Raw genomic sequence first — 16,053 nt, 5'->3', positions numbered from 1 at the left:
GAGGGAGAAGGGTAAGCAAAACAATGGAATGGCATCTCACTCTTCAGACGGCCTTGTTCATCCTGCTGGTGCCGATCTTTCTCTGGCTCGGCTACCGTCGGGGATGGCGTCGTGAACTGTTCCTGTTGCCATTTGTGCTGGGAGCAGTGCTCTTTCTCATTCTGAATGTGGGGCGGGGGCTGACGCAGTTTCTGACGCAGCTCTTTGTTGATCAGCCTGGCATCAACCCCTCACCGCGGGCGGTGACTATTGTCACCGTGCTCTGTCTGGCGGGCATTATTGCGGCGGGCTATCTCCTGGGCAATCGCCTCTTTCCCAAGCCGAGCGCGCCCCAGGATCGCGTCCTTGGCCTTGGCCCAGCCCTGATCACCGGCTGCGTTGCTGTCTTCTATTTGACGACCCTCGTTTTCCCTCAGACCCAGGCGGTGATGCTAGGCCAGGGCTTCATTCTGCTGGATCAGTACCATCTAGGCTATTATGCGTTAGCGCTCTTTATTATCATCGCTGTTGTCGTCGTCATCCGACTGGTCTCGGCCAGTGCTGGCAAGAAGAAGTAGCGGCGGATATTAGGGGCGTGAGCCGGGTGAAGATAAGTGAAAAAGGCCAGCGAAGAAGGGACGACTGAGAGCGGCCAGGTGGAAGAGACCCAGTGAGGATGGCCTGACGAGTCGTCTGCCACGCAGCCGAGGTGTGTGCGATGAGCAAGAAAGACGCCAAAACCATTGCTGCCGAGGAACAGGAGAAAGACGATCCCTGGCGCTCGGGGCGAGCGCGCTGGAACATTCGTCAATTCCGAAGGGGACGTGACAGACGTTGGCACTTCCCCGGTCAGCAGCCTGATGAGGTTGTTCGGCTGGTTGTCCGCAAACACAAGATCTTTCTTTTGAGGCCGGCTATGCCTACTATTGGGCTAGCTCTGGCCTTGTTGCTGGTAATTTGGGCCAGTACCCGTCAACCGGCTCTTGGAGGAGTGTGGTTGGCCCTGGAGGTGATCATTTCGCTGCTGATGCTGGCTGCCTTGGGCTGGTTTCTGTGGAAAGACTTCCTTGCCTGGTGGTTGGAGACCTACATCATTACTAACAAGCGCATCATCAGTTCGCGGGGAGTGTTCCAGCCAGTGCGCCAGCAGATCGAGATCAGCAAGGTGAACCAGGTTGGCATTGACCAGGATAGCCTGATCAGCCTTTTGTTCTCCTACGGCAACGTGCATCTCTACCTCACCGGCGGCGATTTCATTATGAAGGATGTGCCTGCGCCGCGGAAGGTCAAGGATGCCATCGAGGGACTGAGCGCTGAGGTCAAAGGTAGTAAGAAGCCGGAGGAGAAACCTCTTGCTCCCCGCGATCAGGATCTAACCCGTGTGCTGGAGCAACTGGCCAAAGGCAAGGAGGTCCCTAAACTCCAAGATGCTGATGAGCGCTATCCGCTGCGCCATCCCGATCGCGTGCGTGGTCCCAGACGTACTTTTGGTGGCCCACTGCATATCCCCTGCGATGTGCATTATGCCTCGGGCGAGTTCACCGTTGAATACATCCAGCGCTCGCGCTACGTACTCTACCGCAACCTGGCTCTACCGCTCTTCTTCTTCATCTGCATTCCGCTACTAGCGATTCGCGTCTCGCAGCTTATCCCGGCAACCTGGTATCTGGTGGCCCTGATCGAGGTTGTGCTCCTGCTGGTCATGGGCCTGATCTACGTCAACTACGTCGATGACGTCTACATTCTGACGAACCGCCGCATCATCGACATCCAGCGCCGCCTGATTTTCCTCTACGAGGCACGGGTGGAGACCGAGTACAAGAACATCCGTGATATCAAAGTGACGGTCTCCAGCGTCATAGAGCGGCTGCTCGATATAGGCAATGTCTACATCGAGACCCCTGGTTCCAGCGCTGACATCGTCCTTTCTACTGTCGATCATCCTTTTCTGATCCAGGACAAGATCTACTCGATTAAGGGGTACAAGGATCGGGTAGACGCAATCTCTAAAGAGAACGCCAGCAAGAAGGAGCTGCAGACCTGGTTTGCGACAGTCCTGGCAACCTTGGAAGGGAAATGGCTCAACTATGGGACGCCCAATCTGCAGCGTCTCGATTATTGGTCGGCAGTCGAGCGTGCTAGTGAGTTTGGCCTGCGCGTCGTGGCTATGGGCGAGGATGCTTCCTATCCCGATCTGCCGCCGGGGCTGGTTGTGCGCCAGAATCCTCCGCCTGGCACCGTCATCAGCCAGGGGGGCGAGATTCAGGTCTATCTGAGCAAGCGACTCTAAGTAACGGCTGGAAGCCTCTGGTGTTCGGATGGCCACAGGCAGTGCCTGTCTGTCTGCCTGGGCAGAACGCCTGCCAGAAACGGAAAGCGCCATGCCGGCGCAACGGCTTTCTCCCCGCGCGGGAGAGGAAACCGCTGCTGGCACGGCGCTCTTGTATAACTTGTATAACAAGAGCAGAGAGCAAGGCTCAAAGCTTATTCGCTCACTCAGGAAGAAATGTCCTGTGGCTTAGGCGAGCGACTCGAACTCAGCGCATGTTCCCACGTACGAGCAGAGCCACGCACTCGATATGGTAAGTTTGGGGGAACATATCAATAGGTTGGGCGGCAATCAAGCGATAGCGATCGCCGGCGCAGAGCGTAGCGATATCGCGCGCCAGTGTACTTGGATCGCACGACACATAGCAAATAGCTCGTGGAGCCAGAGCCAGCAAGCCCTGCAGCGCCTTTGGGTGGCAACCGGCGCGTGGTGGATCGATCACAGCCAGATCAATGCGCTCGCGGCGATAGTGAAGCTGTCCAAGCAAGCGTTCGAGAGTGCCTTCGATTGTTGTAATATTGCTCTGATTATTGAGCAAAGCGTTGGCCCGCGCATCGGTGACGGCGCTGGGCTGTGACTCGATAGCGATTACACGGGCGGAGTGATTAGCCAGGAAAGCCGAGAAGAGGCCGACGCCGCTATAGCCGTCCAGAACTACGTCGCTACGGCGCGGCTCCAGCATCGCGAGTGTGCGCTCGATCAAAGTCGCGGCCTGAGTAATATTCACCTGGAAGAACGAATCGGCGGAGACGCGGAAGCGCTTACCGAGGACCATATCGGTGAGGAACTCCTGTCCCACCACCACGCGACCGAAGCGTCCGCCGACACGCTCGATAATGACCCCGACGATGCCGGGAGCGATCGTGATCAGCTCGTGGGCCAGCTGTTGAGGTGCCTCGATGATCGAGCCGGGGCGGGCCTGAATTGTCAGCAGCGTAGGCACAGCCCTGGCTGTCTCGCCGGAGCCGCCAGCGGGGCTGACAGTCCCGACGGCGCCGCGGATGGTGAACTTCTGGATCATCTGGCCGAGGGCATCCCCGAAGTACTTCAGCAGCTTTGCGCGTACGCGCTGATAGACCATATCCAGGGCGGGGTGCAACAGCGGGCAGTCCTCCAGATCCTGGACATCGTGGCTATCGGTCAGTTGGAAACCGATCTCACAGTTGGGACCGGTTGAGAACTGAGCGATATTGCGATAGTGCCAGGGCGAAACGCCGGCGGGCATGCCGATAGTTGGGTGGACCACCGCATCGGGCTGCTTGCCGATGCGCACCAGCAGCTGGCGGACGATGTGGGCCTTCCAGGTCAGCTGTGCCGGGTAAGCAATATGCTGCCACTGGCAGCCGCAGTCAGTCAGCTGAGGATAGCGCGGCTCTACTCGCTCTGGCGCCGGGCGTAAGACTTCCAACAGCGCCGCTCGCGCATGTCCGCGGCGTTCTTCAACGATTTCCACACGAACACGTTCGCCGGGAATGCCACCGGGTACAAAAAGGACCCGTCCCTCGTATCTTCCGACGGCGTCGCCTCCATAGGCAAGGTCTGTCAATTCAACGTCGATGCTCATAATCACCTCGGCGGCCACCTGCACTCTAGAGGCTTGCGTCCCTGCAAACGTCCTGATCGGTTGCGCGCATGACTGCGGGGGCAGGCCCTACGAGCGCATCGATTGTGCCGTCCCATCTTTCCAACATTGTAACAAACCTACACTGTTGTGCAACAGCAGGGGTGAAGAAGGAGGGGCCGTACGTACCCCCTCTTCTGAGCTTGGGAAGGGGGGGCCCGCAAGCGACGGGCCCAATCAGTAATACGCCCCTATTATACAGGATGTCGCACAGTCAGGCGATGGTTAGTTGTAACCAGCCCAGAACTCTCCCTGCTGCGAGCGGCGGCCTGGCGGGTAAATAGCTGGCTAACCGCGAAGGAGCCAGGCCAGGTTTTTTAAAGCATGAGCGGGTACCTGGGCAGGCCGTAGAGCCGCGTGCCAAAACGGCTCAGAAGAGCGGCGCCCAGGCCCAGTAGGCCTGCGCCCAGGCTCACCAGCCAGCCGAGAAGAGGGAGAGAGCTAGCCAGAGTCAGGATGATGAGTCCCACCGCCACCTGGAAACAGCGGGCGTGCCGCTGTGGAGCGGACGTCTGTAAGAGTCGTTCACCGATCAGCAGGCCGAGGGCGACCATGCCCAGCGCCCACCCCGCAATCAATCCTACAGCCACTATAATAGCCAGCGGAATAGTAATGATCAGCGTACTCAGCAGTAGGATGAGGACCGGGGCCAGAATTGAGCTGAGCAGACCTACGAGCAGACTGCGCCCGGCAGAGGTCTGGATGGTGGTACGTACCAGCATCACGTGCTCAGGAAACAGCCAGGTAAGCAGCAGTCCAAGCCCAACCCAGATCAACAAGGAAAGAGCAGGGAAACTGAAAGTCAGGGAGTTAGGGAAGGGCCAGATCAAACGCTGCGAGCGGTCAATGAGGGTGCCATCGAGCTGGGCGTTGCGCTCGCGGGCCCAGCGGGCATTATAGAGGTGGATATTGCCGTGAACGTGGGAGCCGCTCTGCAGGCTGACTACGCCGCCGTAGAGGTTCACATCCCCATTCACTGTACCCTCGATAATAACGTTGCCGCCGAACGCCACTACATTGCCATTCACCGTGCCATTAATGGCGACCGTGCCACCAAAAGAGATAAGATCACTACAGAGCACCTGATTGCTGGCAACCACGAGATTACCGCCGATGAACGGCCCATGTCTGGTGCACTGATCACCCCCTCCTGGGAACTCTTGCTGGGGAGTCACAGGGGAAGCGGCGAAAGTCTCCCTCGGGAACAGCGCTCCTGTGGGAAGGAGCAATAGGAGGCAGAACATCACCAACCCCATGCAGCTGGCTCCCGCGCGCAAGAGCCACAGCTGTCGTTTCCGCGTAGGCTTAAGCATCGGCTCCCGATCCCCTCGCTCTCGATATGGGCAACCGGTCAGGCTCAGGGGCTGGCTGTATCCCGCTCATGCTCCAGCCAACCGGTGAACCAGCCAGGCCTGCGGCAGCAAGTCTGGCCGGCGCTGTCCGCTTTGCCCCAGGGCCTTTTCTATCTTTTCTTTTCTTCCTTCTGTCACTGGTAGTTGGTCAGGCCTCTTGCGGAGCGCGCATGAGACGCAGCCATACCGCAGCGAGCAGCAGAAGGAGGAAGGCCAGAGCGGCCAATAACAGATTGTCTTGCGAGACAAAACTCAGGCCAAGGCGCAGATAGGTGAGCGCCACCAGGAAGGCGTCAACAGCATCGCTCAGCAGCAGCAGCGTTCTGACCAGTAGCTCTGGCTGATTGAAAAAGAGCAGGAATAACAATACAGGAATACTAGCGGTCAGAATAAACAGGGAGACCATAAACAAAGAGCTTAAGGTCTGGAGGCGTGCCAGGCGAGTGCGTTGCTGTTGATGCAGCTCCTCAAGCTGGCGAGTTGTACGCTGGCGCAGGTAGACCGCCTGCATGATCTGTTCGGTAGAGATGCGGCAAGAAACGGGCGAGAAATTCCCGTACAGAAGCCGTTTCAGACGCTGCTGCTGCTGCTCATAGTGCCGACAGGCAGGGCAGTGAGCCAGATGAGCAAGCACCTCGGAGCGCTGGCGGGCTGTCTCGACCTCGCTGTCGCTGTGCTCCTCAGCCAGCCATGCTCTAGCGTCGCGGCAGCGCATCGACCTCTCCCTCCTTTGCATCTTCCTGCTGCATATAGCGTGCGAGCAGCTCACGTGCTCGGTGCAGGCGCGCTTTCACCAGGGCGGGTGTCAGCTTGAGCGCGCTGGCAATCTCCTCGTAAGACAGATCGTACCAGTAGCGCAGGACAATCACTGCGCGGTACTTGGCGGGGAGACGCTGCAGGTAGCGCTGAATTTCGTCGTGCTGCTCGCCCTCAAGAGCAGACTGCTCGGGGCTGCTGCCGTGGTCGATGATCCATTCAAGAAAAGGCACTTCCTCCAGCGACCTGGCCAGGAAGCGCCGCCGCCTGAACTGGTCGATGGCCAGATGCGAGGCGATCGAGAGGAGCCAGGTGCTGAATTTATGGGCAGGCTTGTAGCTGGCCAGTTGCATATAGGCGCGGACAAAGGCTTCCTGCGTGACATCCTCTGCCTCAGTTACATTGCCTAACATGCGATAGGCCAGGTTGTAGACTGCATCTTTGTAGCGCTCGACGAGCACGCTGTAGGCATCTTGCTCGCCTGCCAGCACAAGCTCGACCAGAGCTGTATCGCTGATCGCCTCCACAGCTGCCCCTTGCATCTGCCCGCGCAGGAGCTGCTCTCCCGTGATAGTCCCTTGTCCACTCTGGCTACGACTCCGGCTGGAAATAGCCTCTGCGCTTTCCTCGAGCCGGCTACCTCGCTTGCGACGTATATGGCGCGCTGGTTGGGCCACTGGCCCCAGACCAAGCGTTCCTGATGCGCGTAGTGTCGAATCCATCTTTGACTATCCGCTCGTTTCCTTTTCGACCGCTTTATCTATATATAGAAATGGATTGGAAGACCCTTCTATAGCGAGATACGAGCGGTGACTAAAAAAGTTGTAATCTTTTGGCAAGTGTAGCACGAGGGGGGAAGCTCTGGCAAGGGGCGGCTCTGCTCTGGGAGATTTGGCTTGCAGGACAAGCTTCAAGGGAGCTGCAAGGGCTGCGCCAGCGCTGGAAAAACCATCTGGAGGACGAGAGAATGTCCGTCAAAAAGTGATCAAGGGCGGCTGCATGCTCTTCAAGAGGAGGGTAAGGCGGACGTCCTGTAGAAAGGACAAGAAGGCTACAGGACGTCCTGACTTTCCCTTGATAGGTGTCACCTGGGCAGGTGAAGCAAGAGGAGGGGTGAGTGAGAGCGCTAGATGGTGATATCCCAGATGGTTTGACCGCTCTCCAAGAGGTCGCTGACGAAGGCTAGGGTGTAGTGATGCTCTGAGAGGGGTACCTCGTAGGCTAACGTTCCGCGGATCTGTCCCCCGGCCTCAACCTTGCCATCAGGTGTCTTGGGAGCCGAGGTGACGATGGTGAAATCCATCTGCTGGCCGCTGCTGTCCCTCAGAGTGAAGTTCATGACAGAGGAGACACTCTGCTCGCTGCTGCTGAGGTTCTTCAGCGAGACGTCGATGAGCAGGAAAGTATCACCAGCTTTGGGCTGGTTGAATTCATCTCCGCTGCTGGTTTTGACGCCCAGCACAGTCACCTGCCAGGTGTTACCTACCTTGACCACCTGGCCAACTTTGAAATGCTGCGTTGCTGGAGCTGTGGCCCCGTTCGACTTGCTGGTGCTGGTCGAGGCAGCTGGAGTAACCGCGGTGCCCGTGTTGCTGCTCGTGCTTTCACCGCAGGCCAGCAGGGCCATAATGATGATAGCCGCTCCTATCACTAGGCTCAACACACGCTTCATCTTTCAATCATCCTCCATTCTTCTAGGTGGGCTAGTAGATCCTGGGAACCTTCTTCCCAATCGCTCAACGTTGGCAGCCATGATTTTTATCGCTCAGATTTCCTGAGCAAAATGGCTTAGTGTGCGGCTGGAAGCCTCATTAAACATGAAAATGCGTGTCTATTACGACAGAAAAAGCGAATTTTTCTACTTGATTCGCTGGCTTTTTTTAAGCCAAGGTGCCGGGCCTGGAGAGACAAAGCAGCGAAGGAGCAACCGCCGCTCGCGACTGGTCTGGCGTGAGGCAGGGCTGGACCTTCCCTGCCTTGCTCAGGCTCGGAGGCAGCATGGGAAGTATTCTCCTGTGGAGCGGATACGTAAGTTTTGGCCCTTGCTTCGTCGGTCGAGAGAGGGAGGTGGAAGTTGAAGGGGTGATGAGATTGTTAGCCGACCTAGGGGATATTGTAGCTGGCGGGGAAAAGAGGCTAAGGGGGGGCTGCTGGAGCGACAAGAGGAAACAGGTGGGGCGAGTGGGACTCGAACCCACACGGGGGTCTCACCCCAGGGGATTTTAAGTCCCCTGCGTCTACCATTTCGCCATCGCCCCGTTGTCTTCTGGTTTACCAGGTTGCACCTGTGCTCCTGGTGATGCTCTCCGCTTCGGCCTGCCGTCGCGCCCTACCAGCGGACCAAACCGTTCCTCCCCCTCGTCAGGGTTAACTCTGCAATGGTACAGATCCCAGTGCAATTCTAGCAGATCTGAGAGAGGAGGACAAGTCAACTCCTACCCACTTAGGCCTGCGATTTCCCCGCCCCACCGTTGCTGCGCCTAAGCTTGGGGCTAGTGGCCCTAACCGTCCACATCACCCACATGTCGCCTGTCTGGCATTTCTTCAGCGCCTCCTCGGCTTGGGTCGGGCCAGGCCAGCCCTCAATCATGGTGCTGGTACGGTCCAGTCGATGGGCAGGGAGGGGGGCATGTTTCCCAGGACCAGTCCTCTAGAGTGTGGAGGCTGTGCTGATGCGCTTCTAGCGAGCAGCTTGAGAAGCAATTTGTCAAAGGCGGCGGTGGCTGTATTGACGTGCCTTTTTATCTGCGGCATAATACCAGAGTGATCGTTATACATGTACATGACATGTAAGTGGGCGGAACGCAACAAATGACAAACGAAGCAGGCACTCATAGTCTTTCTGGCGAAGGGCAGCAGCGAGACACCTATGAAGTGATCGTGGTTGGGGCAGGCCACGCTGGCTGCGAGGCCGCGCTGGCCAGCGCGCGCATGGGCCGTAAGACGCTCCTACTGACCATGAACCTGGACAGTATAGCGCTCATGCCCTGCAACCCCTCGATGGGTGGACCAGCAAAAGGGCACCTGATCAAGGAAATCGATGCCCTGGGCGGCGAAGTCGGGCGCAATACTGATCGCACCTTCATTCAAATTCGTTTGCTCAACACTGGCAAGGGTCCAGCGGTCCAGGCCCTGCGTGCTCAGTGTGACAAGCAGGCCTATCGCCTGGCGATGAAATTTGCCCTGGAGGCTCAGCCTCATCTTGATCTGAAGCAGGCGACGATCACGCACTTTCTCTACGAGCAGGGTCAGGATGGGCGCCCGGCTATTCGTGGAGTCGTGACTAGTACTGGCTGGCAGTATGAGGCGAAGGCGGTGGTACTGACAACGGGTACCTTCCTCAACGGGCGCCTCGTGGTAGGCGAGAAGACGCAGCCGGGCGGGCGTGCTGGTGAAGGCCCCTCGCTGGGTGTCGCCGACTCGCTACGCGCCTTTGGCCTGGAGGTGCGCCGCTTCAAAACCGGAACACCGCCACGCATCGATGCCCGCACCATCGATTTCAGTAAGACAGAGCCGCAGCCGGGCAGCCGTGTACCCCTCTATTTCTCCTGGGATGAAACGGCGCGGGCCGACGTGCAGCTGCCAGGTGGGCGTCCCAATCCGGTCTACCCAGTTAGCGATGAGGATCTGCACGGCTGGCGCCCGCAGTTGCCCTGCTACCTGGTGCGTACCAATGAGCGCACCCATGAGGTGATTCGCTCCAATCTCCATCGCTCTCCTCTCTTCAATGGCCTCATCGAAGGCATCGGCCCCCGCTATTGCCCCTCGATCGAGGATAAGGTGGTACGTTTCGCTGAGAAGGCCTCCCATCAGGTCTTTTTAGAGCCAGAAGGCTGGCGCACGGGCGAGGTCTATGTACAAGGAATGAACACCAGTCTCCCCGAAGATGTGCAGCTGGCAATGCTGCGCTCTATCCCAGCTCTGGAGCATGTGGAGATTGTCCGCTTTGGGTATGCTGTCGAATATGACTATGTCCCCCCCTATCAACTCATGCCGACCCTGCAAACACGGGCCGTTGCCGGCCTCTTTCTGGCCGGTCAGATTAACGGCACCTCTGGCTATGAGGAGGCGGCAGCTCAAGGGATGATGGCCGGCATCAATGCCGCCCTCTACGCCCGCGGCGAGCCAGGCTTTGTGCTGGGCCGGCACGAAGCCTATATCGGCGTGCTGATCGACGACCTGGTTACTCGCCCCCTCAGCGAGCCTTATCGCCTGCATACTTCTCAGGCCGAGTATCGCCTCCTCCTGCGCGCCGATAGCGCCGATTTGCGTCTGAGCGACTACGCCTATCGCTTCGGCCTCATTGACGAGCAGCGTTATGCGCGGGTGCTGCGCAAGCGCGAACAGATTGAGCAAACCCTGGGGCGCTTGAGCAAGCTGATCTTTACCTCCTCTCGCAGTGTGGAGTCTGCCGCGCGCGAGGTTGGAATAGCTCCGCTGGGTCAGATGACCTCGGCTCGCGATTTGTTGCGTCGTCCCGAGACGCACTATACGCAGGTTGCAGAACTGGCCCGCCGCGTCTACCAGCATGAGGAAAGTGCGGACGCTGAGCCGCCGTTACCCGCACTCTCCCCGGAGGTCGCGCAGGAGGTTGAATTACAGGTTAAGTATGAATATTATGTTCAAAAACAGCAACAATTGGTTCGGCAGGCTCAGCGTCTTGAGGGACTCCTGATTCCGGAGAGCCTTGATTATCAGAGCATTCCCCACTTACGGACGGAAGCGCGGCAGAAGCTGGCCCGCTTGCGCCCACGTACGGTTGGACAGGCCTCACGCATTGAGGGAGTCACGCCGGCGGATATCGCTATTCTGATGGTCTATGTGGAGAAACTACGCGCGGCGGCGAAGGCCGTCTCGTAGTATTTTGCCCCCGGTCAGCCAAGCAGGGGGCAGAGGCACAGCACAGAGGGAGGAGAACGGTGATCAACCTCTGGCGCGTTGTTGATGGGCCGTGGTAAGTAGAGACGACCGTCGGTTGTCCTGGCCTGGAGAGGGATGCAAGGAGGCATGGCATGCGGCTAACGCTTAGGCTACTACGCTCCTTTGCTTCTATAGCGATGTGTCCGAACAGCATGCTCATCCTGCCGGGCCGTGAGGCAGAACGCAGCCCAAAGCTGGATGGACTGCGGACCTTCCCCATTCCCGGCGGCTGAGCACTACGTGCTGAAGAGGGGAAGAACTGTGTATATCCTTGTGGTTGATGATAGCCAGTTTACAACTGCGCTGGTGCAGTTTGCCTTGAAACAGGAAGGCTACGAAGTTGAAGTCACGGATAACCCTCGCGGGGCCATGCAGATGATCCAGAAGCGCGAGCCTGACCTGTTGATTCTCGACATTGCCATGCCCTATCAAAGCGGTTTCGAGTTTACAGCCAGGTTGCGAGCTGAGGGCTACGATATCCCTCTGATCTTCATGACCGCCCAGGATAGCATGGAGTCTAAGCTCAAAGGCTTTCATATTGGGGCTGACGACTATATTTGTAAGCCTTTCGATCACCAGGAGCTGGTCGCGCGCGTCCAGGCTGTGCTCCGCCGCATCAAGCGCAGCAAGCGCAGTGAGAGTCAAAGTATCCGCGTTGGCTCGATCGAGCTATTCCCGGCTGAGCTGCAGGTCGTCATCAATGAGCGCATCAAGGTACCCTTGACCCGCACCGAGATGCAGGTTCTGCGCATCCTGATGAGTTGCCCCGATCAAGTGGTCAGCCGCGATCAGCTTCTCTCTTCAGTCTGGAACGATAATGAGAATAATAGTAATATTGTTGATGTTTACATTGGCCGTCTGCGCAAAAAATTGGAGCCAGATGCTGCCCATCCACGGCATATTATTTCTGTGCGTCGTATCGGATATAAGTTCGTCAGTAAGTAAAAGGGGGGAATGTGGTGAAATCGGTCTCTCGCCGCTCTCGGGTGAAGGAGCGTGCTCCTGTCGTGGCTGAGGCTCTGCAGCTGAACGGTGCCGACAGCGTTGATCAGTCCTCATCTGAGGATCGAGGGCGCACGCAGGGAAGAGCGGAAGGCAGAAAGAAGGTAGTGCGTGAGCGGCATCCACCGGAGCGGGACGTCCGGGCCAATATGGAGCTGCTGGCAGATTGTGCCGGGAAGGCGCTGGCTGCCACTACTGATGTGGCCTTCCTGCTAGACAGCTGCTTTCGCCTCCGAGCCTTTAATCCCGCAGCGGCGGCTATCTTAAAGTGGGAGGCGGCTACTACCATTGGTCAGGGCTGTGCCCAGGTACTCAGGTGTCGCAACCTGGACCATATGCAGCTCTGTGGGACCTCCAGCTGTCCACTGGTGCGCGTTTTGCAGGGAGGGCAGGCATTGGCCAACGAGGAAATCATACTCGGTCCCGAGGCTATCCAGGGTTGGGAAGCCTCAGTTAGTGTCACCCCTGTCGATGCTGCCGAAGAACCCTATGTCTTCTTCCTTGCGCGTGATGTCTCTGCCCTCAAAATGGCCAATCGCATGCGAGAACACTTTGTATCGATGGTCTCGCATGAGCTACGCACGCCGCTCAACTCTGTACATGGCTTTATTGAGCTACTCTTGCGCGGTCAGATGGGGCCTTTGAACGATACCCAGCGTGAGTACCTGGGCTATGCCAGCGAGGCTTTGCAACAACTGCTCTCGCTCGCAGAGGATGTCCTCTTCATGGCGCGCTCCGATGCCGGACACTTTGAGATCCGGCTCCAGCAGGTGAACGTGGAAGTCCTGGCGCAGCAGGTGCTCGAGAGCTTGTTACCGCTGGCGCGCAAGGCTGAGATCGTCATGAGCAAGGAGATTGAGCTGCCCGCTCCGCTGCTGCACGCTGATCCGCAGCGGATTAAGCAGGTGCTTGCCAACCTAGTGGGGAGCGCCATTAAGTTTACCCCACCAGGTGGGACCGTAATCTTACGGGCCTGTCCCGATCCTGATGATCCTCAGATGGCGTTACTCTCCGTGAAAGACACCGGCTTTGGTATTGCGCCCGAGGATCAGCCTCATGTTTTTGAGCGCTTCTATCAGGCCACCCATAGCATGCAGTCGCGCATGGGGGGCTATGGACTGGGGCTGACCATTGCCCGTCTCATCATTGAACAGCATGGAGGTCGCATTTGGTTTGAGACGGTCCCTAATCGGGGCACAACCTTCTATTTCACCCTTCCTCTCTATCGCGAACCAGCGCTAGGAGAAGAGAGAGGCGAAGGCGGCTAGCCGGGCCTGGAGACCCACCGTACTGCTCGCTTCTCTAGATGAGGCGGGGAGAGGTGCAGGTGGCTGGCCAGAGCACGCTTACTGCCAGAGCGAATCCTGAACGGCTCCGTTCGCTGTATCCTGTCCCTCCTTGGGTCTGTTGGCTGGCTCTCGATAGGCGTTATTCTTTGAGAGCCGATCGGCCAGGCGCGTCGGCTCGGGCAGGCGATAACCGCGACAGCAGGAGAGAGCGTAGCGGATACTTGTCTCCAGGCTGATCCGGTGGCCGATGGATATGATCATTGGCTTGACGTGCTCGCGCGTACGCACGGCGGCCCCGATGATCTCTCCATGATCGAGCAGAGGAACCCAAGAACCGACTGTTTCGCCTAGCTCCTGCTCGTTGTAGTGGCCGCGCAGGACCGATTTGGCGCATCCAATTGTGGGGAGATCCAGCCAGAGGCCCAGGTGTGAAGCGATGCCCAGCCGACGCGGGTGAGCAATCCCCTGGCCGTCGACCATGATCAGGTCCGGCTCCTGCCGCAGCAGATTGAGCGCTCCCAGCACGCAAGGCAGCTCGCGAAATGAGAGCAGGCCCGGGATATACTCCATGCGTACTGGCTCTTCGTAGACATGTTGCTCCTCCAGCTGCAGGGAGGGATAGGAAAGAAGAACAGCGGCAGCGCGTGCCAGGCCATTATTTTCATTAATCGCCAGATCGACGCCAGCAATGTGCTGAACCTGGGGCGGCAGGCGATCCTCGCGAATCACTCGGCGGGCCAGCTCTTTCTGCAGAGCGACGGCCTGCTCGGGCTGCAGATTCCACTCATGCAGGGGGCGTACTGCTCTCATGGACTTATCGTGCCTCCGCAATGAAGATCATGCGCGGGCTTTGCAGCTCGTAGGGGGCCATCTCATAATTGCCGTAGACGTCCTTGACGACAAAACCCGCCTGCTCCAGCATCAATTCCAGCTCACTGCGCTCAAAGAGATAAAAAGTGGTGCGCGTCACCGTGCGTCGCACCGTTTCTCCCTGGCAGTACTGATCATAGAAGTGGACAAGCTCCAGTACGTGGCGGGTGTTCGAAGCGGCAGGAGAAACAAAATGGGTCAAAAGGCTGCCGTCGTCGCACGTCCAGGTCCCCTGGTGCAGAAGCTGCCCGCTCAGATTTTCCATCGCGCGAGCATCGGCGTTGCTGAGATCGAGGATGAGCGTGGCGCCGGTCACCAGGTGAGCACGTAACAGGGCCAGTGCTTGCTGCTGGTCTTTACGCGTGGTCAAATGGGCGAAGGAGCCGAGCGCGATAAATGCCAGCCGAAAGCGCTGCTCCAGATGTAAAGCCCGCATATCCTGCTGTACCAGCGTCACTCGTGACAGAAGGCCCTCCTGAGTCAGCCGCTGGCGTGCGCGTTCCAGCATATTCGCCGAGATATCGACCCCGGTCAGCTCATAGCCTTCGCGGGCCAGTGGTAGCAGAAGACGACCACTGCCACAGGCCACCTCCAGCAAAGGACCGTAAGGGCCGCATAGCTCGGCGAAGTCCCGATAGAGGTCCAGGTCTTCCAGGAAGTGTGCGTGTTCGATGTCGTAAAAGGCTGCTATGGTATCGTAATCGTTTACTCTCTCTCGTTGCATAGAAAGATCCGCTCCGCGTGGCTCGGCGATGGGCGCTTTCCTATGGAATACTCTCCCGATGATAGCACGGTGGCAAAAGAGCCGCAAGAGGGGAAAAAGAGGAGGGGAAACAAGCTCCGGCAGGGGCGAGCTGGCTGAAGCAGCCTGAAGAAGTCATGACCTCCTCCCTCGCTTACTGGTAAGACCAGCCGACTGCTGAGGTAGAGAGGCTAAATCCCATCCACCGAACTGATACCATCGGAGGTAAGCAAGGTCTGCGTGGCGAAGGTCAGGTTGACCTCGTAGATCGCCTGATCGCGCCAGACTGTGACAGTGAAGTGGTAAGGGTCCTGCTCTATGATGGAGAAGTCAGAGACCTTGCCGAAGCGCTGATCTTGCGTGTGCGCGAGCCGAAGATAGCCATTCAGGTCCAGATGTTGGCCTTTCACGGTAGCATCGCTTGCCAGATCGGCATAGGCTAGCTGATACTCCTGCTGCTGGATAGCGGTGTAGTAATTCTGCACCAGTGTGCGGTGGGCCGTTTCAAGCGTGGCTGGAGAGACGCTCTGGCTGAGGCCCTGACTGAGGCTCTGGCTGGCCTGCTGGAAAGCCAGAAAGGCAGTAAGGCCGCAACTGGCCAGACTGGCTACTATGAAGAAGGTGATGGCCAGCGGCAGCCACCACGGTTGCTGAAGTGTCGGGTGCGGCGCGGGAGAAGCTGGTAGCGGAGCAGGACCGCTGTAAGGTGGAAACGGCCCCATACCCATGCCAGAAGGAAAAGCCGTTGATGGTGGCGCAGGGAACCATGTTGGAGGTACCATGTTCGGTGCAGCGGGCCAAGGCTGCAGGCCTGGTGCTGCAGGAGGCCACGGTGAAACAAGTGGCGGCTGCTCAGGTTGATTCTGTTGCTGAGGATCTGATTGCATCAAGCCTTATCCTTCTGCTCCAGATGAGCCAGCGAGCTGGTAGCAAAACTTCGATCAAACTCCTCCTTGTAGAGCAAGATAAGTATAATAAACCAGAGCACGTTTGGCAAGGCTGTAACAGCCCATGTGTGAGCCACGAGAGCTGGCCCTGGCCTACAAGAGCACCTGCTTCATCTTGAGGGAAAGGTCAGCTTTCCCAGCAGCCAGCGCCGCCCTGGCAGATCAAGAAAAGCGGGCAAATCCTCCTACTACCCTGTTACTGGGGGAGGATTTGCCCGCAGTCTGAAGCTTCGCGCGCTCAAAAGC

Annotated in this window: 14 protein-coding genes and 1 tRNA gene; 6 read left to right on the top strand and 9 right to left on the bottom strand. The window is 58.1% G+C overall.

Annotated features, from left to right (window positions below; translation table 11 throughout):
- Nucleotides 1-23: 23 nt before the first annotated feature.
- Together KTAU_RS05200 and KTAU_RS05195 are read left to right on the top strand one after the other, a co-directional pair.
- Nucleotides 24-557, top strand: a complete 534-nt coding sequence (locus KTAU_RS05200) for a hypothetical protein (protein ID WP_151727335.1) — start codon at nucleotides 24-26, stop codon at nucleotides 555-557.
- Nucleotides 558-697: 140 nt separating this feature from the next.
- The gene (locus tag KTAU_RS05195) at nucleotides 698-2,269 is read left to right on the top strand and encodes a PH domain-containing protein (protein WP_151727334.1); all 1,572 of its coding nucleotides are present in this window, start codon (nucleotides 698-700) and stop codon (nucleotides 2,267-2,269) included.
- Nucleotides 2,270-2,516: 247 nt separating this feature from the next.
- On the opposite strand, the gene rlmD is transcribed toward KTAU_RS05195, so the two are convergent.
- The 6 genes from rlmD to KTAU_RS05165 all read right to left on the bottom strand — a co-directional run bounded on the left by rlmD (nucleotide 2,517) and on the right by KTAU_RS05165 (nucleotide 8,295).
- Complete coding sequence (gene rlmD, locus KTAU_RS05190) at nucleotides 2,517-3,872, bottom strand: 23S rRNA (uracil(1939)-C(5))-methyltransferase RlmD (RefSeq protein ID WP_151727333.1); 1,356 nt, start codon at nucleotides 3,870-3,872, stop codon at nucleotides 2,517-2,519.
- A 374-nt stretch (nucleotides 3,873-4,246) separates the two neighbouring features.
- Nucleotides 4,247-5,185, bottom strand: a complete 939-nt coding sequence (locus tag KTAU_RS05185) for a bactofilin family protein (protein WP_170293074.1) — start codon at nucleotides 5,183-5,185, stop codon at nucleotides 4,247-4,249.
- A 244-nt stretch (nucleotides 5,186-5,429) separates the two neighbouring features.
- Nucleotides 5,430-5,996, bottom strand: a complete 567-nt coding sequence (locus KTAU_RS05180) for an anti-sigma factor (protein ID WP_151727331.1) — start codon at nucleotides 5,994-5,996, stop codon at nucleotides 5,430-5,432.
- Entirely contained in the window at nucleotides 5,977-6,759 is a 783-nt protein-coding gene (locus tag KTAU_RS05175; RefSeq protein WP_228026321.1) for a sigma-70 family RNA polymerase sigma factor, read from the bottom strand. Before KTAU_RS05175 ends, KTAU_RS05180 begins: the two co-directional genes overlap by 20 nt.
- A 404-nt stretch (nucleotides 6,760-7,163) precedes the next feature.
- Nucleotides 7,164-7,709: a DUF4352 domain-containing protein gene (locus KTAU_RS05170; RefSeq protein ID WP_151727330.1), complete on the bottom strand. Its 546-nt coding sequence runs from the start codon at nucleotides 7,707-7,709 to the stop codon at nucleotides 7,164-7,166.
- A 501-nt stretch (nucleotides 7,710-8,210) separates the two neighbouring features.
- A tRNA-Leu gene (locus KTAU_RS05165) sits at nucleotides 8,211-8,295 on the bottom strand.
- Nucleotides 8,296-8,848: 553 nt separating this feature from the next.
- Here KTAU_RS05165 and KTAU_RS05160 point away from each other — a divergent pair.
- The 4 genes from KTAU_RS05160 (at nucleotide 8,849) to KTAU_RS05150 (ending at nucleotide 13,227) form a co-directional block, all read left to right on the top strand.
- Nucleotides 8,849-10,897, top strand: coding sequence for a tRNA uridine-5-carboxymethylaminomethyl modification enzyme MnmG/GidA (locus KTAU_RS05160; protein ID WP_151727329.1), 2,049 nt, complete (start codon nucleotides 8,849-8,851; stop codon nucleotides 10,895-10,897).
- Nucleotides 10,898-11,049: 152 nt separating this feature from the next.
- Nucleotides 11,050-11,190, top strand: coding sequence for a hypothetical protein (locus tag KTAU_RS21480; protein WP_170293073.1), 141 nt, complete (start codon nucleotides 11,050-11,052; stop codon nucleotides 11,188-11,190).
- Between the two features lie 28 nt (nucleotides 11,191-11,218).
- Nucleotides 11,219-11,902 carry a response regulator transcription factor gene (locus KTAU_RS05155; RefSeq protein WP_170293072.1) on the top strand — a complete coding sequence of 228 codons (684 nt, stop codon included), beginning with the start codon at nucleotides 11,219-11,221 and terminating at the stop codon, nucleotides 11,900-11,902.
- 62 nt (nucleotides 11,903-11,964) lie between these two features.
- Nucleotides 11,965-13,227, top strand: coding sequence for an ATP-binding protein (locus KTAU_RS05150; RefSeq protein WP_151727327.1), 1,263 nt, complete (start codon nucleotides 11,965-11,967; stop codon nucleotides 13,225-13,227).
- A gap of 78 nt (nucleotides 13,228-13,305) precedes the next feature.
- On the opposite strand, the gene nfi is transcribed toward KTAU_RS05150, so the two are convergent.
- The 3 genes from nfi to KTAU_RS05135 form a co-directional block, all read right to left on the bottom strand.
- The gene (gene nfi / locus KTAU_RS05145; RefSeq protein WP_151727326.1) at nucleotides 13,306-14,058 is read right to left on the bottom strand and encodes a deoxyribonuclease V; all 753 of its coding nucleotides are present in this window, start codon (nucleotides 14,056-14,058) and stop codon (nucleotides 13,306-13,308) included.
- Between the two features lie 4 nt (nucleotides 14,059-14,062).
- A complete protein-coding gene (locus KTAU_RS05140; RefSeq protein WP_151727325.1) occupies nucleotides 14,063-14,842 on the bottom strand; it encodes a class I SAM-dependent methyltransferase in 780 nt (259 codons plus the stop codon).
- 209 nt (nucleotides 14,843-15,051) lie between these two features.
- Nucleotides 15,052-15,747 (bottom strand): hypothetical protein, encoded by a 696-nt coding sequence (locus KTAU_RS05135; protein WP_151727324.1) that lies wholly within the window; start codon nucleotides 15,745-15,747, stop codon nucleotides 15,052-15,054.
- Between the last annotated feature and the right edge of the window lie 306 nt (nucleotides 15,748-16,053).

The organism is Thermogemmatispora aurantia (assembly GCF_008974285.1).
Taxonomy (GTDB): Bacteria; Chloroflexota; Ktedonobacteria; order Ktedonobacterales; family Ktedonobacteraceae; genus Thermogemmatispora; species Thermogemmatispora aurantia.
The sequence above is the reverse complement of the archived record's forward strand: the minus strand, read 5'-3'. Positions and strand labels throughout refer to the sequence as shown.